Consider the following 19,404-nt stretch of genomic DNA (forward strand, 5'->3'; position numbering starts at 1 on the left):
GAGGTGGTTTATGTTACTCAGCGTTATTACTGTTGCCTTCCGTAATCTTGACGGCGTGGTAAAAACCTGGCGTTCGCTGCGCAACCTGGCCCGCGATCCCAGCCTCAGTTTTGAATGGATTGTGGTGGATGGCGGTTCCAACGACGGCACGGCAGAATTTCTCGAAAAACTGAACGGTGAGTTCAACTTACGTTACGTCAGCGAGAAGGACCGCGGTATCTACGATGCCATGAATAAAGGCATCGACATGGCGCAGGGTCGCTACGCGATCTTCCTCAATTCTGGCGACATTTTTCATGACGATGTGGCGCAGTTTGTACGCCAGCTCGGTGACGTGCAGGGTAACGCCATGATCCTCGGCGATGCGTTACTCGATTTTGGTGACGGAAATAAAGTGCGCCGGGCGGCGAAACCGGGCTGGTATATTTACCACAGCCTGCCGGCTAGCCATCAGGCGATTTTCTTTCCGGTAAGCGGATTAAAAACGTACCCGTACGATCTGCAGTACCGCGTCTCGTCGGATTACGCCCTGACCGCCAGAATGTATAAAGCCGGTTATCCGTTTAAACGTCTCCCGGGGCTGGTATCTGAATTCTCGATGGGCGGCGTGTCAACCTCGAATAATCTTGAATTATGCCAGGATGCCAAAAAAGTGCAGCGCGAAATATTGCGCATGCCGGGTGTGCTCGCGGAATTGTCTTATTTATTGCGTCTGAAAACGACCGGTAAAACAAAAGCCTTATATAACAAAGCCTGAATATAAGGAAACACGATGCAGGAATTAAGTGGCTTCTCTGTGCCAAAAGGATTTCGTGGCGCAGGCGGTATTAAGGTGCAGTTATGGTGGGCAGTTCAGGCGACGTTATTTGCCTGGTCGCCGCAAATAATGTACCGCTGGCGCGCCTTTTTATTACGTCTGTTTGGCGCAAAAATCGGAAAAAACGTAGTGATTCGCCCGTCGGTAAAAATTACTTACCCGTGGAAATTAACCTTAGGGGATAACGCCTGGGTGGGTGACGAGGCGGTGTTATATACGCTGGGTGATATTTCGATTGGCGCCAATTCAGTGGTGTCGCAGAAGTGTTATCTCTGCACCGGCAGTCACGATTATATGAGTCAACATTTTGATATTAATGCGCAGCCCATCACCCTGGGTGAGAAATGCTGGCTGGCGACCGATGTCTTTGTCGCGCCGGGTGTTTCCATTGGCGATGGCACCGTTGTTGGTGCGCGCAGCAGTGTTTTTAAATCGCTTCCGGCAAATAAGCTTTGCCGTGGCAATCCCGCAGTGGTGATACGCGAACGCGTTGAAACTGAATAACTTCTGATAAGTCTGGAGAAAATAAACATGTCTAAAGTCGCTCTCATCACCGGCGTTACCGGACAGGATGGTTCTTATCTGGCGGAACTCCTGCTGGAAAAAGGCTACGAAGTGCACGGAATCAAACGTCGTGCCTCCTCGTTTAACACCGAGCGCGTGGATCATATCTACCAGGATCCACATGCAGCAAACCCGAAATTCCACCTGCACTACGGTGACCTGACCGACAGCTCCAACCTGACCCGTATTCTGCAGGAAGTGCAGCCGGATGAGGTTTACAACCTGGGCGCGATGAGCCACGTAGCGGTCTCCTTCGAATCCCCGGAATACACCGCCGACGTGGATGCCATGGGTACCCTGCGTCTGCTGGAAGCCATTCGCTTCCTCGGTCTGGAGAAGAAGACCCGTTTCTATCAGGCGTCTACCTCCGAGCTGTATGGCCTGGTGCAGGAGATCCCGCAGAAAGAGACCACCCCGTTCTACCCGCGCTCTCCGTATGCCGTGGCTAAAATGTACGCCTACTGGATCACCGTGAACTACCGCGAGTCCTACGGCATCTACGCCTGTAACGGTATTCTGTTCAACCACGAATCCCCGCGCCGCGGCGAAACCTTCGTGACCCGTAAAATCACCCGCGCCATCGCCAACATTGCTCAGGGTCTGGAATCCTGCCTGCACCTCGGCAACATGGACTCCCTGCGTGACTGGGGCCATGCCAAAGACTACGTGAAAATGCAGTGGATGATGCTGCAGCAGGAAAAACCTGAAGACTTCGTGATCGCCACCGGCGTGCAGTACTCCGTGCGTCAGTTCGTTGAGATGGCGGCCGCCCAGCTGGGTATCAAGCTGCGCTTCGAAGGCACCGGCGTGGAAGAGAAGGGTATCGTGGTCTCCGTGACCGGCCATGACGCACCGGGTGTGAAGCCGGGCGATGTGATTGTCCAGGTTGACCCGCGCTACTTCCGTCCTGCTGAGGTGGAAACCCTGCTCGGCGACCCAAGCAAAGCGCACGAAAAACTGGGCTGGAAGCCGGAAATCACCCTCCAGGAGATGGTGTCAGAGATGGTTGCCCACGATCTTGAAGCGGCGAAGAAACACTCCCTGCTCAAGTCCCATGGCTACGAGGTTGCCATCGCGCTGGAGTCCTGAGTATGAGCAAACAACGAATTTTTGTTGCCGGTCATCGCGGAATGGTGGGTTCCGCGATTGTTCGCCAGCTGGAACAGCGCGGTAACGTCGAACTGGTCGTTCGCAACCGTGATGAACTGAATCTGCTCGATGCGGGCGCGGTACAGGCATTTTTTGCCGAGCAGCGCATCGACCAGGTCTATCTGGCGGCGGCAAAAGTGGGCGGCATTGTCGCCAACAACACTTATCCGGCAGATTTCATCTACGAAAACATGATGATTGAGAGCAACATCATTCACGCTGCGCATCTGCATAACGTGAACAAGCTGCTGTTCCTCGGCTCATCCTGTATCTACCCGAAGATGGCCAAACAGCCCATCGCCGAGAGCGAGCTGCTGCAGGGCACGCTGGAAGCGACCAACGAGCCCTACGCCATCGCCAAGATTGCCGGGATCAAGCTGTGCGAATCCTATAACCGCCAGTACGGTCGCGACTATCGCTCGGTGATGCCGACCAACCTGTATGGCCCGAACGATAACTTCCACCCGAGCAACTCGCACGTGATCCCGGCGCTGCTGCGTCGTTTTCACGAGGCGACCGTCAGCAACGCACCGGAAGTGGTGGTGTGGGGCAGCGGCACGCCAATGCGCGAGTTCCTGCATGTGGATGACATGGCCGCCGCCAGCATTCACGTGATGGAGCTGGCTCGCGAGGTGTGGCAGGAGAACACCGAGCCGATGCTGTCGCACATCAACGTTGGCACCGGAGTGGACTGCACTATCCGCGAGCTGGCCGAGACTATCGCTCAGGTGGTGGGATACAAAGGCCGCGTGGCCTTCGATGCCAGCAAACCCGACGGCACGCCGCGCAAGCTGCTGGATGTGACCCGTCTGCATCAGCTGGGCTGGTTCCACGAGGTGACGCTGGCCGCAGGGCTGGCCAGTACCTACCAGTGGTTCCTGGAAAACCAGCAGCGGTTCCGGGGGTAGATATGTTTTTAAGTCAGGAAGATTTTGCCACTGTGGTGCGTTCCACTCCGCTTATCTCCATCGATCTGGTGGTGGAGAACGAGCGGGGGGAGTTCCTGCTCGGGCAACGCACCAACCGTCCGGCTCAGGGCTACTGGTTCGTGCCGGGTGGGCGAGTGCAGAAAGACGAGACGCTGGAAAATGCCTTTGCCCGTCTGACACAGGCGGAGCTGGGGCTGCGTTTGCCGATGACGGCGGGGCAGTTCTACGGGGTCTGGCAGCACTTCTATGACGACAACTTTTCCGGCACCGGTTTCACCACCCACTACGTGGTGCTGGGCTATCGCCTGAAGGTGAATGAGGCAGACCTGCGTCTGCCTGATTCTCAGCATGACGACTACCGCTGGCTGACGCCTGAACAGCTTCTGGCCAGCGATAACGTGCATGACAACAGCCGGGCCTACTTCCTGGATCAGTCAGGGGTGCCGGGTTTATGAAAATTTTGGTGTACGGCATTAACTACTCCCCGGAGCTCACCGGTATCGGCAAATACACCGGCGAGATGGTGGAGTGGATGGCCAGCCAGGGGCATGAGGTGCGGGTCATTACGGCCCCGCCTTATTACCCTGAGTGGCAGGTGGGCGAAAATTATTCAAACTGGCGCTATCGTCGCGAAGAGGGAGCTGCCACCGTCTGGCGCTGCCCGCTGTATGTGCCGAAACAGCCATCGACCTTAAAGCGTTTGATTCATCTGGGCAGTTTTGCCCTGAGCAGTTTCTTCCCGCTGATGGCGCAACGTCGCTGGAAGCCGGATCGCATTATTGGCGTGGTGCCGACCCTGTTTTGCACCCCAGGCATGCGCCTGCTGGGCAAGCTCTCCGGGGCCCGCACTCTGCTGCACATTCAGGATTATGAAGTGGACGCCATGCTCGGTCTGGGCATGGCGGGCAAAGGCAAGGGCGGCAAAGTCGCGAAACTGGCCAGCGCCTTTGAGCGCAGCGGCCTGCATAACGTGGATTATGTCTCGACCATCTCCCGCTCGATGATGAACAAAGCGCAGGAGAAGGGCGTGGCGGCGGAGAAGGTGATCTTCTTCCCAAACTGGTCGGAAGTGGCGCGTTTTCGCGACGTCACATCTGACGATGCAGCAGCGCTGCGCGCACAGCTGGGTCTGGCTGAGGCGCAAAAGATTGTTCTCTATTCCGGCAATATCGGTGAGAAGCAGGGTCTGGAGAGCGTCATCGATGCTGCCGCCGCGCTCAGCGATAAGCCCTTGCAGTTTGTAATTGTCGGCCAGGGTGGCGGCAAAGCGCGGCTGGAGAAACTGGCCCGCGAGCGCGACCTGCATAACATTCAGTTCTTCCCGCTGCAGTCTTACGATGCCTTACCGGCGCTGCTGAAGATGGCCGACTGCCATCTGGTGATACAGAAGCGCGGCGCGGCGGATGCGGTCCTGCCCTCCAAGCTGACCAACATTCTGGCAGTGGGCGGCAACGCGGTGATCACTGCCGAAGCCCACACCGAGCTGGGCCAGCTGTGTGACAACCTGCCGGGGATCGCCGTCTGTGTGGAGCCGGAGTCGGTACCCGCGCTGGTAGAGGGGATCGAACAGGCGCTGAACATGCCCAAAGAGAACAGGGTAGCCCGTGACTATGCCGAACGCACGCTCGAGAAAGAGAACGTGCTGAGCCAGTTTATTGCAGATATTCGGGGATAAATCATGAGTAAAAATACGTTGTACCCGGTGGTAATGGCAGGTGGCTCTGGCAGCCGGTTGTGGCCGCTCTCCCGCGTGCTCTATCCAAAACAGTTCCTCTGCCTGAAAGGGGAACTCACCATGCTGCAGACTACGGTCAACCGCCTGAACGGCGTGATGTGTGAAAGTCCGGTGGTGATCTGTAACGAACAGCACCGCTTTATCGTCGCCGAGCAGCTGCGTCAGCTGAACAAGCTGACCGAAAATATCATTCTGGAACCTGCCGGACGTAACACCGCCCCGGCCATCGCCCTGGCGGCGCTGGCCGCCCAGCGCAGCAGCCCGGATTGCGATCCGCTGATGCTGGTGCTGGCCGCGGATCACGTGATCCAGCAGGAAGAGGCGTTCCGCGAGGCCGTGCGTTCAGCCATTCCTTATGCCGAAAGCGGCAAGCTGGTGACCTTCGGCATCGTGCCGGATATGCCGGAAACCGGCTATGGCTACATTCGCCGTGGCAACGTGACGCCGGGTGAGGGGGACAACCTCGCCTTTGACGTGGCGCAGTTTGTCGAAAAACCGAATCTGGAAACCGCCCAGGCCTATGTCGCCAGCGGCGAGTATTACTGGAACAGCGGCATGTTCCTGTTCCGCGCCGGACGTTATCTGGAAGAGCTGCGGAAGTACCGCCCCGATATTCTGGACGCCTGCGAAAAAGCGATGGCTACCGTTGACCCGGATCTGGACTTTATCCGCGTTGACGAAGCCGCGTTCCTCGCCTGCCCGGATGAATCCGTGGATTACGCGGTAATGGAACGCACCGCCGATGCAGTGGTGGTGCCGATGGATGCTGGCTGGAGCGATGTTGGCTCCTGGTCCTCGCTGTGGGAAATCAGCAACCAGACGCCGGAAGGCAACGTTCATCACGGGGATGTAATCAGCCATAAAACGGAAAACAGCTACGTCTACGCTGAATCCGGGCTGGTGACTACCGTCGGGGTGAAGGATCTGGTGGTGGTCCAGACCAAAGACGCGGTGCTGATTGCCGATCGCAACGCGGTGCAGGACGTCAAAAAAGTGGTCGAGCAGATCAAAGCCGATGGCCGCCATGAGCACCACATTCACCGTGAAGTGTACCGTCCGTGGGGCAAATATGACTCCATCGACGAGGGCGATCGCTATCAGGTTAAACGCATCACCGTGAAACCGGGCGAGGGGCTGTCGGTGCAGATGCACCATCATCGCGCCGAGCACTGGGTGGTGGTGGCGGGAACTGCCAAAGTGACCATTAACGATGTGGTGACGCTGCTGGGTGAAAATGAATCCATTTACATCCCGCTGGGGGCGACCCACTGCCTGGAAAACCCGGGGAAAATCCCACTCGATCTGATTGAAGTGCGCTCCGGCTCGTATCTGGAAGAGGACGACATCGTTCGCTTCGAGGATCGCTACGGGCGGGTTTAGCCCCTGAGCGTGGCTTGCCGGATGCGCGTTGCTTATCCGGCCTACGAATGACGCAAAACAAAAAATTAAATTGGCCCTGTTTGGGTCGGGCCAACTGTTGCCTGAATAAGGGGTAATGATGCAAAAATTAACCTGTTTTAAAGCCTACGATATTCGCGGCAAGCTCGGTGAAGAGCTGAATGAAGACATTGCGTGGCGCATTGGCCGCGCCTACGGCGAATATTTAAAGCCAAAGACCATTGTGCTGGGCGGCGACGTGCGTCTGACCAGCGAAGCCCTGAAACTGGCCCTGGCGAAAGGGCTGCAGGATGCGGGCGTTGACGTGCTGGATATCGGTTTGTCCGGCACCGAAGAGATCTACTTTGCCACCTTCCATCTGGGCGTTGACGGCGGGATCGAAGTGACCGCCAGCCATAACCCGATGGACTACAACGGCATGAAGCTGGTGCGCGAAGGGGCTCGCCCGATCAGCGGCGATACCGGTCTGCGTGACGTCCAGCGTCTGGCGGAAGCCAACGATTTCCCGCCGGTGAACGAGGCGAAACGCGGCAGCTATAAAAAGATTGATCTGCGTGAGGCCTATATCGATCACCTGCTGGGCTACATCAACCTGGCGAACCTCAAGCCGCTGAAGCTGGTGATCAACTCCGGCAACGGCGCGGCAGGCCCGGTGGTGGACGCTCTGGAAGCCCGCTTTAAAGCGCTTAACGTGCCGGTGACCTTCGTTAAAGTCCACAACACCCCGGACGGCACCTTCCCGAACGGTATTCCAAACCCGCTGCTGCCGGAGTGCCGGGCCGATACCCGCAACGCGGTGATTGAGCACGGCGCGGACATGGGCATCGCCTTTGACGGCGACTTCGACCGCTGCTTCCTGTTCGATGAAAAAGGGCAGTTTATCGAGGGCTACTACATTGTCGGCCTGCTGGCTGAAGCCTTCCTCGAGAAAAACCCCGGCTCGCGCATTATTCACGACCCGCGTCTCTCCTGGAACACGGTGGATGTCGTGGCTGCGGCGGGCGGCACCCCGGTGATGTCGAAAACCGGCCATGCCTTTATCAAAGAGCGGATGCGGGAAGAGGATGCGATCTACGGCGGAGAGATGAGCGCTCATCACTACTTCCGTGATTTTGCCTACTGCGACAGCGGGATGATCCCGTGGCTGCTGGTCACTGAACTGCTGTGCCTGAAGGGCCAGACGTTGGGTGAGCTGGTGCGCGACCGCATGGCGGCCTTCCCGGCGAGCGGGGAGATCAACAGCACGCTCGCGGCCCCGGCCGAGGCGATTGCCCGCGTGGAGAACCACTTCGCTCTGCACGCGCTGGAGATCGACCGCACCGACGGGATCAGCATGACCTTCCCCCAGTGGCGCTTCAATTTACGCTCGTCGAACACCGAGCCGGTGGTGCGCCTGAACGTGGAATCCCGCGCCGATGCGGCGCTGATGGCGGCGCGAACGCAGGACATTATGGCGCTGTTGAATCAGTAATCCTTGCCCCTCTCCCGACGGGGGAGGGGCCCCTGAAACAGGAACAACGATGACAAATCTAAAAAAGCGCGAGCGAGCCAAAACGAATGCATCGTTAATCTCTATGGTGCAGCGTTTTTCTGATATCACCATCATGTTCGGTGGCTTGTGGATGGTGTGTAAACTCAGCGGGCTGCCCTTCCTCTACATGCATCTGCTGATGGCGCTGATCGCGCTGGTGGTCTTCCAGATGATCGGCGGCATGACTGATTTCTACCGCTCATGGCGTGGCGTCAAGATCGCCACCGAGCTGCTGCTGCTGTTGCAGAACTGGACCTTGAGCCTGGTGTTCAGCTTCGGGCTGGTGGCCTTCAACAACGACTTTGATAATCGCTTTGCTACCTATTTTGCCTGGTACCTGCTCACCAGCGTGGGGATGGTGGTCTGCCGATCGCTGATCCGCTACGGCGCAGGCTGGCTGCGTAACCGCGGCTACAACACCCGTCGGGTGGCGGTGGCCGGGAGTATGCCCGCCGGACTGGCGCTGCTGGACGGTTTTCGTAAAGAGCCGTGGCTGGGGTTTGACGTGGTCGGGGTTTATCACGACGCCCAACCCGGTGGCGTATCGGCTGACTGGGCGGGGAACTACTCCCAACTGGTAGACGATGCCAAAGCTGGCAAGATCCACAACGTCTATATCGCCATGCCGATGAGCGATGAGGCCAGAATCAAAACCCTGATGCGCAAACTGGCGGACACCACCTGCTCGGTGATCCTGATCCCCGATGTATTTACCTTTAACATCCTGCATTCCCGCATTGAAGAGGTAAACGGCGTGCCGGTGGTGCCGCTGTATGACACGCCGCTCTCCGGCCTCAATCGGGTGCTGAAGCGCGTGGAGGATATCGTCCTCTCATCCCTGATCCTGCTCCTGATCTCCCCGGTGCTCTGTGCCATTGCGCTGGCGGTGAAGCTCACATCAAAAGGGCCGGTTATCTTCCGCCAGACCCGCTACGGTATGGACGGTAAGCCGATTATGGTGTGGAAATTCCGCTCCATGAAGGTGATGGAGAACGACGAGGTGGTGACCCAGGCGACGCAAAACGATCCGCGCGTCACCCGCGTCGGTAACTTCCTGCGTCGTACCTCCCTCGACGAACTGCCGCAGTTTATTAATGTGTTAACCGGGGGCATGTCGATTGTCGGCCCGCGTCCGCACGCCGTGGCGCATAACGAGCAGTATCGCGCTCTGATTGAAGGCTACATGCTGCGCCACAAAGTGAAACCGGGCATCACCGGCTGGGCGCAGATCAATGGCTGGCGCGGCGAAACCGACACCCTGGAGAAGATGGAAAAACGCATTGAGTTCGACCTGGAGTACATCCGCGAGTGGAGCCTCTGGTTCGATATCAAAATTGTGTTTCTTACCGTCTTCAAGGGCTTTGTGAACAAAGCGGCGTATTAAGATGAGCTTACGTGAAAAAACCCTCAGCGGGGCAAAGTGGTCGGCTATCGCCACGGTGATCATCATCGGCCTCGGGCTGGTGCAGATGACGGTGCTGGCGCGCATTATCGATAACCACCAGTTTGGCCTGCTGACCGTCTCGCTGGTGATTATCGCTCTCGCCGATACGCTGTCGGACTTCGGCATCGCCAACTCGATTATTCAGCGTAAGGAGATCAGCCATCTGGAGCTGACCACCCTCTACTGGCTGAACGTCGGACTGGGGATTGTGGTGTGCGTGGCGCTGTTTCTGCTGAGCGATGCCATCGCTGGCGCACTGAACAACCCGGAGCTGGCCCCGCTGATGCGCGCATTGTCGTTTGCGTTTGTGGTAATCCCGCATGGGCAGCAGTTCCGCGCGCTGATGCAAAAGGAGCTGGAGTTCAGCAAAATCGGCATGATTGAAACCAGCGCCGTGCTGGCCGGGTTTACCTTTACCGTGGTCAGCGCCCACTTCTGGCCGCTGGCGATGACCGCCATCCTTGGTTATCTAGTCAACTCTGCTGTACGTACACTGCTGTTCGGCTTCTTTGGTCGCAAGATTTACCGCCCTGGCCTCCACTTCTCGCTCAAATCGGTATCATCCAACCTGCGCTTCGGCGCCTGGCTGACCGCCGACAGCATCATCAACTATGTGAACACCAACCTCTCTACGCTGGTGCTGGCGCGCATCCTCGGCGCCAGCGTGGCGGGGGGCTATAACCTGGCGTACAACGTGGCGGTGGTACCGCCGATGAAGCTCAACCCGATCATCACCCGCGTGCTGTTCCCGGCCTTTGCCAAAATTCAGGACGACACTGAAAAGCTGCGGATCAACTTCTACAAGCTGCTGTCGGTGGTGGGGATCATTAACTTCCCGACCCTGCTGGGGCTGATGGTGGTCTCCGGCAATATGGTGCCGCTGGTGTTCGGTGAAAAGTGGGTCAGCATTGTGCCGATCCTGCAGCTGCTGTGCGTGGTGGGCCTGCTGCGCTCGGTCGGTAACCCGATTGGGTCCCTGCTTATGGCCAAAGCCCGCGTTGATATCAGCTTCAAATTCAACGTTTTCAAGACATTCCTGTTTATTCCGGCGATCGTCATCGGCGGCCATCTGGCCGGCGCGATGGGGGTGACGCTGGGCTTCCTGCTGGTGCAAATCATTAACACCGTGCTGAGCTACTTCGTGATGATTAAGCCGGTGCTGGGCTCGAGCTATCGCCAGTACATCCTGAGCCTGTGGCTGCCGTTTTACCTGTCGCTGCCGACGCTGGCGGTGAGCTATGGCTTAGGGCTAGCCCTTAACGGCCATCTGCCGCTGGCGGCGCTGCTGGCGGTGCAGGTCGCTGCCGGTGCGCTGGCCTTCGCGGTGATGATTGTGCTGTCGCGTAATGCGCTGGTGGTAGAGATCAAACGTCAGTTCTGCCGCAACGAAAAGATTAAAACGCTGCTTCGCGCAGGCTAATTTTAAGAGGTCATTATGAAATTACTGATTCTGGGCAACCATACCTGTGGTAACCGTGGTGACAGCGCCATTCTGCGCGGCCTGCTGGATGCCATTTACGCGCTGTCGCCGGAGACTGAAGTCGATGTGATGAGCCGCTACCCGGTGAGCTCCTCCTGGCTGCTGAACCGCCCGGTGATGGGCGATCCGCTCTACAGCCAGATGAAACAGCACAACAACGCTGCCGGGGTAATGGGGCGGGTGAAAAAGGTGCTGCGCCGCCGCTATCAGCACCAGGTGTTACTCTCCCGCGTGACCGATACCGGCAAGCTGCGCAACATCGCCATCGCCCAGGGCTTTACCGATTTTGTCCGTCTGCTTTCCGGCTACGACGCCATCATTCAGGTGGGCGGCTCCTTCTTCGTTGACCTCTACGGCGTGCCGCAGTTCGAGCATGCGCTCTGTACCTTTATGGCGAAAAAGCCGCTGTTTATGGTCGGCCACAGCGTCGGGCCATTCCAGGATCCACAGTTCAACCAGCTGGCAAACTATGTGTTTGGCCACTGCGATGCTCTGATCCTGCGTGAGTCGGTGAGTCTGAATCTGATGCAGCGCAGCGAGATTGACACCACCAAAGTAGAGCAGGGGGTGGACACCGCCTGGCTGGTGGATCATCAGGAGGCGAACTTTACCCCCAGCTATGCGGTGCAGCACTGGCTGAACGTGGTGGGGCAGCAAAAAACCGTCGCCATCACCCTGCGCGAACTGGCTCCGTTCGACAAACGTTTGGGTACCACTCAGGCAGCCTACGAAAAGGCTTTTGCTGAGGTGGTGAACCGGGTGCTGGATAGCGGCTATCAGGTGCTGGCGCTCTCCACCTGTACCGGGATCGACAGTTACAACAAAGATGATCGCATGGTGGCGCTGAATCTGCGCCAGCACGTCAGCGATCCGTCGCGCTATCACGTGGTGATGGACGAACTTAACGACCTGGAGATGGGCAAACTGCTGGGCGCCTGCGATCTGACCGTGGGTACCCGTCTCCATTCGGCGATCATCTCCATGAACTTTGGCACCCCGGCCATTGCCATCAACTACGAACACAAGTCTGCCGGGATCATGCAGCAGCTGGGGATGCCGGAGATGGCGGTGGATATTCGCCATCTGCTGGATGGCTCCCTGGGCGCGATGGTGGGCGACACCCTTGGCCAGCTGCCGGCCATCAACGAACGCCTGGCGGTGGCGGTGAAAGCCGAACGTGAGAACGGCATCAGGATGGTGAAATCGGTGCTGGATCGGGTCGGGGAGGGCAAATGAAGGTTGGTTTCTTCTTACTGAAATTCCCGCTGTCGTCCGAAACCTTTGTGCTTAACCAGATCACCGCGTTTATTGATATGGGTTATGACGTGGAGATTGTCGCCCTGCAGAAGGGCGACACACAAAATACCCACGCCGCCTGGACCCAATATGACCTGGCCAGCAAAACCCGCTGGCTGCAGGATGAGCCGCAGGGCAAGCTGGCGAAACTGGGCTACCGCGCCCGCCAGACCCTCCGGGGGCTGCATCGCCCGGGCACCTGGAAGGCGCTGAACGTCTCCCGCTATGGTGCCGAGTCGCGCAATCTGATCCTCTCCGCTATCTGCGGCCAGACGGCACAGCCCTGGCGTGCGGATGTGTTTATCGCTCACTTCGGCCCGGCCGGTGTGACGGCGGCCAAGCTACGCGAGCTCGGGGTTATCGAGGGCAAAATCGCCACCGTCTTTCACGGGATCGATATCTCCAGCCGCGACGTGCTGAACCATTACACCCCGGAATATCAACGCCTGTTTCAGCGTGGCGATATGATGCTGCCGATCAGCGATCTCTGGGCCGGACGGCTCAAAAGTATGGGCTGCCCGCCCGAGAAAATCACCGTCTCACGCATGGGTGTGGATATGCAGCGCTTCACCCAACGTCCGGTTAAAGCCCCGGGAAGCCCGCTGGAAATTATCTCGGTGGCGCGCCTGACCGAGAAAAAAGGGCTGCATGTGGCGATCGAGGCCTGCCGCCAGCTTAAAGAGCGTGGGGTGGCGTTTCGCTATCGCATCCTCGGCATTGGCCCCTGGGAACGCCGCCTGCGTACCCTGATCGAACAGTATGGGCTGGAAGCCCATGTCGAGATGCCCGGGTTCAAGCCCAGCCATGAAGTTAAAGCCATGCTTGATGCCGCGGATGTGTTCTTGCTTCCGTCAGTCACCGGCGCGGATGGCGACATGGAAGGCATCCCGGTGGCGCTGATGGAGGCGATGGCGGTGGGGATCCCGGTGGTCTCTACGGTGCACAGCGGCATTCCAGAACTGATCGAGCCTGGCCACTCCGGCTGGCTGGTGGAAGAGAACAACCCGGCGGCACTGGCCGGGCAGCTGGAGAGCTTTGCTTCACTTGACGATCGGGCGCTCTCGCCGGTGCTGCAAAACGCGCGCCGGAAAGTAGAGACCGATTTCAATCAACACCTGATTAACCGGCAGTTAGCCACTCTGCTTCAGACGCTTTAAAAAGGGAGGCGATATGCCGAAAGAGATGACGCGACGCGCGTTTGTCACCACCTGTTCCGTCCTGGCTGCCGCACCGCTGATCGGCGTGCGGGCCGCCGCCACCAGCAGCACGGTCGATATCAGCCGCTATAACCATCGTGACTGGATCGCGGCGTTCAAGAAGGCCTTTACCGACGGCGATACCGTGGTGGTGCCCGCCGGGCTGACCTGCGACAACATCAATACCGCCATTTTTATCCCCGAAGGTAAAACCCTGCGCATCCGCGGCGCGCTGACCGGTAACGGGCGCGGGCGGCTGGTTCTTCAGGATGGCAGTAAAGTCATTGGCGAAGGGGAGGGGCGTAGCGAAAATATCACCCTCGACGTCCGCGGCTCCGACTGCGTGATTCAGGGGCTGGCGATGAGCGGTTATGGCCCGGTGACCCAGATTTACATCGGCGGTAAAAAGCCGCGGTTGATGCGCAACCTGCTGATCGACAACCTGCGGGTGACGAAAGCCAACTATGCGATCCTGCGTCAGGGGTTCCACAACCAGGTGGATGGCGCCAAAATCACCAACTGCCACTTCAGCTATCTGCAGGGCGATGCCATTGAGTGGAACGTGGCGATCAACGACCAGAACATCCTGATCTCTGACCACGTTATCGACCATATCGACTGCACCAACGGCAAGATTAACTGGGGGATCGGCATCGGGCTGGCCGGCAGCACCTATGACAATGCCTACCCGGAAGACCAGGCGGTGAAGAACTTTGTCGTCGCCAATATCACCGGCAGCAACTGCCGCCAGCTAGTGCATGTCGAGAATGGTAAACACTTTATTATCCGTAATGTTAAAGCCCGAAATATCACCCCGGACTTTAGCAAGAAAGCGGGGATTGATAACGCCACGGTAGCAATATATGGCTGCGATAATTTTGTCATCGATAACGTAGAAATGATCGACAGCGCAGGCATGTTAATTGGTTACGGGGTGATCAAAGGCAACTATTTGTCGATCCCGCAGAATTTTCGCCTCAACAATATTCATCTCGACAACCAGAAGCTTGCACGTAAATTGCGCGGAATACAGATCTCTTCCGGCAATGCCACCTCGTTCGTGGCGATCACCAATCTCGAAATGAAGCGCGCTACGCTGGAGCTGCATAATAAACCGCAGCATCTTTTTATGCGTAATATCAACGTGATGCAGGATGCCACTGTCGGACCCGCACTGAAGCTGAATTTTGACCTGCGCAAGGATGTGCGTGGGAAATTTATGGCCCGGGAAGAGACGCTGCTCTCACTGGCGAACATTAATGCGGTTAATGAGAAAGGCCAAAGTTCGGTGGATATCGACCGCATCGATCAGCACACGATTAATACGGAACGGCTGAATTTTAATCTGCCGAAGCGCTAAATATTAACCAAACACCATTTTGCGAAGATTCCTGGAATTTAAGCGCGCGGATTCGGACTGCATCCACTGGTATTCGTCTGGCAGCGGCGTAACATCTACGCCTGATTTGTAGCAAATCGTGCTGGCGAAACCAGGCTAAAGAGCTATAATTCGGCAACCATTTTAAGGTGGAAGAAATATGATTAATTTGAAAGCGGTTATTCCGGTAGCCGGTCTGGGCATGCATATGCTCCCGGCCACAAAAGCCATTCCTAAAGAGATGCTGCCGATCGTTGACAAGCCGATGATTCAGTACATCGTCGACGAGATTGTTGCTGCAGGGATCAAAGAAATCGTTCTGGTAACCCATTCTTCGAAGAATGCGGTGGAAAACCATTTCGACACCTCCTACGAACTTGAAGCCCTTCTGGAGCAGCGCGTTAAGCGTCAGCTGCTGGCGGAAGTGCAGTCCATCTGCCCGCCAGGTGTGACCATTATGAACGTTCGCCAGGCGCAACCGCTTGGGCTCGGTCACTCTATCCTGTGCGCGCGTCCTGTGGTCGGCGATAACCCGTTTGTGGTTGTTCTGCCGGACATTATTCTGGATAACGCCTCTGCCGATCCGCTGCGCTACAACCTTGCAGCCATGGTTGCCCGTTTCAACGAAACCGGCCGCAGCCAGGTACTGGCGAAGCGCATGAAGGGCGATCTGTCCGAATACTCGGTGATTCAGACCAAAGAGCCGCTGGATTCAGAAGGTCAGGTCAGCCGTATTGTTCAGTTTATTGAGAAACCGGATCAACCGCAGACGCTCGACTCCGATCTGATGGCCGTGGGTCGCTATGTGCTTAACGCTGAAATCTGGGCTGAGCTGGAGCGTACCGAGCCAGGCGCCTGGGATCGTATTCAGCTGACGGATGCTATCGCGGAACTGGCGAATAAGCAGTCTGTGGACGCCATGCTGATGACCGGTGACAGCTACGACTGCGGTAAGAAGATGGGATACATGCAAGCCTTTGTTCAGTATGGCCTTCGTAACCTGAAAGAAGGGCAGAAGTTCCGGGAAAGCATGAAGAAACTATTAACCAACGATTAACGATTGGTTGGTCGTTGACTAAACGGCAGTGGATCATTCCGGGCTTTCATAGGCCATGAGAATGACACTGCCGTTTTCTTTTTAAATATTTTCTTAAATTTCAGTCAGTTAATTGCTGCTTTTTTGTATTGTTAGCCTGTTTTTTTCCCTTGTTTCTGCTGGCATTTAAGACGACAATTATTAATTGACTTGAATGCTGATCTGGCGCCATTTTGCCGGGGTCAGACGACAACATATCCCTATTATGAACCACGTTCAGTGCACTGGTAGCTGTTAAGCCAGGGGCGGTAGCGTGTCTGAACTATTCAATCTACGGAAAATAACGCGTGAAAATTCTTGTTACTGGCGGTGCTGGTTTTATCGGCTCTGCGGTTGTCCGACATATTATTCAAAACACTCAGGATGAAGTCGTTAATGTCGATAAATTAACCTATGCAGGTAACCTGGAATCTCTGGCTGACGTGAGCGCCAGCCCGCGTTACGCATTTGAGCATGCTGATATTTGCGATAAAGCGGCGATGGATCGTATTTTTGCCGAGCATAAGCCTGATGCGGTGATGCACCTGGCGGCGGAAAGCCATGTTGACCGTTCCATTACTGGCCCGGCTGCCTTTATCGAGACCAATATCGTCGGCACCTACGTATTGCTGGAAGCGGCCCGTGCGTACTGGTCAACGCTTGGCGAAGAGGCGAAGAAAGCATTCCGTTTCCACCATATCTCCACCGATGAAGTGTATGGCGATCTGCCGCACCCGGATGAACACCCAGCGTCTACTGAGCTACCGCTGTTTACCGAGACGACGGCCTATGCGCCAAGCAGTCCGTATTCGGCCTCGAAGGCCTCCAGCGATCACCTCGTACGCGCCTGGTTGCGTACCTACGGGTTCCCGACCATCGTGACCAACTGCTCGAACAACTACGGTCCTTACCACTTCCCGGAAAAACTGATCCCGCTGGTGATCCTGAATGCGCTGGACGGTAAAGCGCTGCCGATTTACGGTAAAGGCGATCAGATCCGCGACTGGCTGTATGTTGAAGATCACGCCCGTGCGCTCTATACCGTGGTAACTCAGGGTCAGCCAGGCGAGACCTACAACATCGGCGGCCACAACGAGAAACAGAACCTGGATGTGGTTTATACCATTTGCGATCTGCTTGATGAAATTGTGCCGAAAGAGGGCTCATATCGCGATCAAATTACCTACGTAACTGACCGCCCGGGCCATGACCGTCGTTATGCCATTGATGCCGATAAGATTAGCCAGACCTTAGGCTGGAAGCCGCAGGAAACCTTTGAGAGCGGGATCCGTAAAACGGTGGAGTGGTATCTGGCCAACACCCAGTGGGTGGAGAACGTGAAAAGCGGTAACTATCAATCCTGGATTGAACAGAACTACGGGGAACGTCAGTAATGAATATCCTTTTGTTCGGCAAAACAGGGCAGGTGGGTTGGGAGCTGCAGCGTTCGCTCGCCCCGCTAGGTAACCTGATTGCCGTCGATGTTCACTCTACCGAGTATTGCGGTGATTTCAGTAATCCTGAAGGTATTGCTGAAACCGTGCGCCGCATTAAGCCGGATGTCATCGTCAACGCGGCGGCCCATACCGCCGTAGATAAAGCCGAGTCTGAGCCCGAATTCGCGCAGTTGCTGAACGCCACAAGCGTGGAAGCCATTGCCAAAGAGGCTGAAAAAATCGGTGCCTGGGTTGTACACTATTCTACCGATTACGTTTTTCCTGGCGATGGTGAAAATGCGTGGCGGGAAACGGATGCCACTGCACCTTTGAACGTGTATGGCGAAACCAAACTCGCCGGTGAAAAAGCTCTGCAGGAAAATTGTGCCCGTCACTTAATTTTCCGCACCAGTTGGGTTTACGCGGGCAAAGGGAATAACTTTGCCAAAACCATGCTGCGTTTTGCCAAAGAACGCCCGGAGATGTCGGTCATCAACGATCAGTTTGGTGCACCAACAGGCGCTGAACTGTTGGCAGATTGCACGGCGCATGCGATTCGTGTGGCTATGAAACAACCTGAAGTCGCAGGGCTCTATCACCTGGTTGCAGGTGGCGTGACCACATGGCACGACTACGCCGCGCTGGTATTTGACGAAGCGCGTAAGGCTGGCATTGAGCTGGCGATTACTAAGCTCAACGCGGTACCTACCAGTGCTTATCCTACCCCTGCACGTCGCCCAAATAACTCCCGTCTGAACACGGAAAAATTCCAGCAAAACTTTGATCTGGTATTACCTCAATGGGATATCGGCGTAAAACGTATGCTGGCTGAGCTGTTTACGACTACTGCGGTCTGACCTTAAATTTAATGCCCGTTTACGGGCATTTTGCACATATAGAGATGATGAAATGAAAACGCGTAAAGGGATTATTTTAGCCGGTGGCTCCGGAACTCGTCTGTACCCGGTCACTATGGCTGTCAGCAAACAACTGCTGCCCATCTATGACAAGCCGATGATTTACTACCCGCTGTCCACGCTTATGCTGGCGGGTATTCGCGATATTCTGATTATCAGTACTCCTCAGGATACTCCACGTTTTGAGCAATTGCTGGGTGATGGCAGTCAGTGGGGAATTAACCTGCAATATAAAGTCCAGCCGAGTCCGGACGGTCTGGCACAGGCCTTTATCCTGGGCGAAGAGTTCATTGGTGAGGACGACTGTGCGCTGGTGTTGGGTGACAACATCTTCTATGGCCATGATCTGCCGAAGTTGATGGACTCCGCGGTAAGTAAAGAAAGCGGTGCTACCGTCTTTGCTTATCACGTGAACGATCCTGAGCGCTATGGTGTCGTAGAGTTTGATAAAGACGGTATTGCTGTCAGCCTCGAAGAAAAACCGGTTGAGCCAAAAAGTAATTACGCCGTAACCGGGCTCTATTTCTATGACAACAGCGTTGTTGAGATGGCGAAAAGCCTTAAGCCGTCTCCGCGTGGTGAACTGGAAATTACAGACATCAACCGAATTTATATGGAGCAGGGGCGTCTGTCCGTTGCCATGATGGGACGCGGTTTCGCCTGGCTGGATACCGGTACGCATCAAAGCCTGATTGAAGCCAGCAACTTCATTGCGACTATTGAAGAGCGCCAGGGGCTGAAGGTGGCGTGTCCGGAAGAGATTGCGTATCGCAAAGGGTTTATTGATGCGGAGCAGGTCAGGAAACTGGCTGAACCGTTAAAGAAAAATGCTTATGGCCAGTATCTCCTAAAAATAATAAAAGGTTATTAACAACCAGCATCGTTAACACTAAGATTTCGGGTATAATAAATCCTTCCCTAACGGTCCGACTGAAGAACGTGATTACAGCAATAAGAGATATTATTTAAATTATTTGAAGGGAATTCGGCTTGTCTTGAATGCTATCCCAGGGAATTACATCAAAAAATTAAAGGTAAGTGGCTCGAATTGCACCACCA

General features: G+C 56.1%; 17 protein-coding genes. All 17 read left to right on the forward strand.

Translation table 11 applies throughout. The features are described 5' to 3' along the window. Nucleotides 1-10 precede the first annotated feature (10 nt). Nucleotides 11-757, forward strand: coding sequence for a colanic acid biosynthesis glycosyltransferase WcaE (gene wcaE / locus LG383_RS04705; protein ID WP_106993500.1), 747 nt, complete (start codon nucleotides 11-13; stop codon nucleotides 755-757). A 15-nt stretch (nucleotides 758-772) separates the two neighbouring features. Then, nucleotides 773-1,321, forward strand: coding sequence for a colanic acid biosynthesis acetyltransferase WcaF (gene wcaF, locus LG383_RS04710; protein WP_166182942.1), 549 nt, complete (start codon nucleotides 773-775; stop codon nucleotides 1,319-1,321). Nucleotides 1,322-1,348: 27 nt separating this feature from the next. Beyond that, entirely contained in the window at nucleotides 1,349-2,470 is a 1,122-nt protein-coding gene (gmd, locus tag LG383_RS04715) for a GDP-mannose 4,6-dehydratase (RefSeq protein WP_106993498.1), read from the forward strand. A 2-nt stretch (nucleotides 2,471-2,472) separates the two neighbouring features. Next, on the forward strand, nucleotides 2,473-3,438 hold the full coding sequence (locus LG383_RS04720; protein ID WP_225758445.1) for a GDP-L-fucose synthase: 966 nt from the start codon (nucleotides 2,473-2,475) through the stop codon (nucleotides 3,436-3,438). 2 nt (nucleotides 3,439-3,440) lie between these two features. Beyond that, complete coding sequence (locus tag LG383_RS04725) at nucleotides 3,441-3,914, forward strand: GDP-mannose mannosyl hydrolase (protein WP_225758446.1); 474 nt, start codon at nucleotides 3,441-3,443, stop codon at nucleotides 3,912-3,914. Beyond that, nucleotides 3,911-5,134, forward strand: a complete 1,224-nt coding sequence (gene wcaI / locus LG383_RS04730) for a colanic acid biosynthesis fucosyltransferase WcaI (RefSeq protein ID WP_225758447.1) — start codon at nucleotides 3,911-3,913, stop codon at nucleotides 5,132-5,134. The genes LG383_RS04725 and wcaI overlap by 4 nt, the downstream gene beginning before the upstream one ends. Nucleotides 5,135-5,137: 3 nt before the next feature. Then, nucleotides 5,138-6,574 (forward strand): mannose-1-phosphate guanyltransferase, encoded by a 1,437-nt coding sequence (gene cpsB, locus LG383_RS04735; RefSeq protein ID WP_225758448.1) that lies wholly within the window; start codon nucleotides 5,138-5,140, stop codon nucleotides 6,572-6,574. A gap of 118 nt (nucleotides 6,575-6,692) precedes the next feature. Further along, nucleotides 6,693-8,063 carry a colanic acid biosynthesis phosphomannomutase CpsG gene (gene cpsG / locus LG383_RS04740; protein WP_225758449.1) on the forward strand — a complete coding sequence of 457 codons (1,371 nt, stop codon included), beginning with the start codon at nucleotides 6,693-6,695 and terminating at the stop codon, nucleotides 8,061-8,063. A gap of 49 nt (nucleotides 8,064-8,112) precedes the next feature. Next, entirely contained in the window at nucleotides 8,113-9,507 is a 1,395-nt protein-coding gene (gene wcaJ / locus LG383_RS04745) for an undecaprenyl-phosphate glucose phosphotransferase (RefSeq protein WP_106993492.1), read from the forward strand. A gap of 1 nt (nucleotide 9,508) precedes the next feature. After that, nucleotides 9,509-10,987 (forward strand): colanic acid undecaprenyl disphosphate flippase WzxC, encoded by a 1,479-nt coding sequence (gene wzxC, locus LG383_RS04750; RefSeq protein WP_225758450.1) that lies wholly within the window; start codon nucleotides 9,509-9,511, stop codon nucleotides 10,985-10,987. Nucleotides 10,988-11,002: 15 nt separating this feature from the next. Further along, nucleotides 11,003-12,283: a colanic acid biosynthesis pyruvyl transferase WcaK gene (wcaK, locus tag LG383_RS04755; RefSeq protein ID WP_156264201.1), complete on the forward strand. Its 1,281-nt coding sequence runs from the start codon at nucleotides 11,003-11,005 to the stop codon at nucleotides 12,281-12,283. Next, the gene (wcaL, locus tag LG383_RS04760) at nucleotides 12,280-13,500 is read left to right on the forward strand and encodes a colanic acid biosynthesis glycosyltransferase WcaL (RefSeq protein ID WP_225758451.1); all 1,221 of its coding nucleotides are present in this window, start codon (nucleotides 12,280-12,282) and stop codon (nucleotides 13,498-13,500) included. The genes wcaK and wcaL overlap by 4 nt, the downstream gene beginning before the upstream one ends. Before the next feature lie 13 nt (nucleotides 13,501-13,513). Beyond that, the gene (wcaM, locus tag LG383_RS04765) at nucleotides 13,514-14,899 is read left to right on the forward strand and encodes a colanic acid biosynthesis protein WcaM (RefSeq protein ID WP_225758452.1); all 1,386 of its coding nucleotides are present in this window, start codon (nucleotides 13,514-13,516) and stop codon (nucleotides 14,897-14,899) included. A gap of 178 nt (nucleotides 14,900-15,077) precedes the next feature. Continuing rightward, nucleotides 15,078-15,974: a GalU regulator GalF gene (gene galF, locus LG383_RS04770; protein ID WP_106993487.1), complete on the forward strand. Its 897-nt coding sequence runs from the start codon at nucleotides 15,078-15,080 to the stop codon at nucleotides 15,972-15,974. Between the two features lie 326 nt (nucleotides 15,975-16,300). Next, nucleotides 16,301-17,386, forward strand: coding sequence for a dTDP-glucose 4,6-dehydratase (gene rfbB / locus LG383_RS04775; protein WP_225758453.1), 1,086 nt, complete (start codon nucleotides 16,301-16,303; stop codon nucleotides 17,384-17,386). Then, nucleotides 17,386-18,285 (forward strand): dTDP-4-dehydrorhamnose reductase, encoded by a 900-nt coding sequence (gene rfbD / locus LG383_RS04780; RefSeq protein WP_225758454.1) that lies wholly within the window; start codon nucleotides 17,386-17,388, stop codon nucleotides 18,283-18,285. The genes rfbB and rfbD overlap by 1 nt, the downstream gene beginning before the upstream one ends. Nucleotides 18,286-18,337: 52 nt before the next feature. Then, nucleotides 18,338-19,216: a glucose-1-phosphate thymidylyltransferase RfbA gene (gene rfbA, locus LG383_RS04785; protein WP_225758455.1), complete on the forward strand. Its 879-nt coding sequence runs from the start codon at nucleotides 18,338-18,340 to the stop codon at nucleotides 19,214-19,216. Nucleotides 19,217-19,404 lie beyond the last annotated feature (188 nt).

It is taken from the genome of Leclercia sp. Marseille-Q4284, from assembly GCF_916618945.1.
Taxonomy (GTDB): Bacteria; Pseudomonadota; Gammaproteobacteria; order Enterobacterales; family Enterobacteriaceae; genus Enterobacter; species Enterobacter tamurae.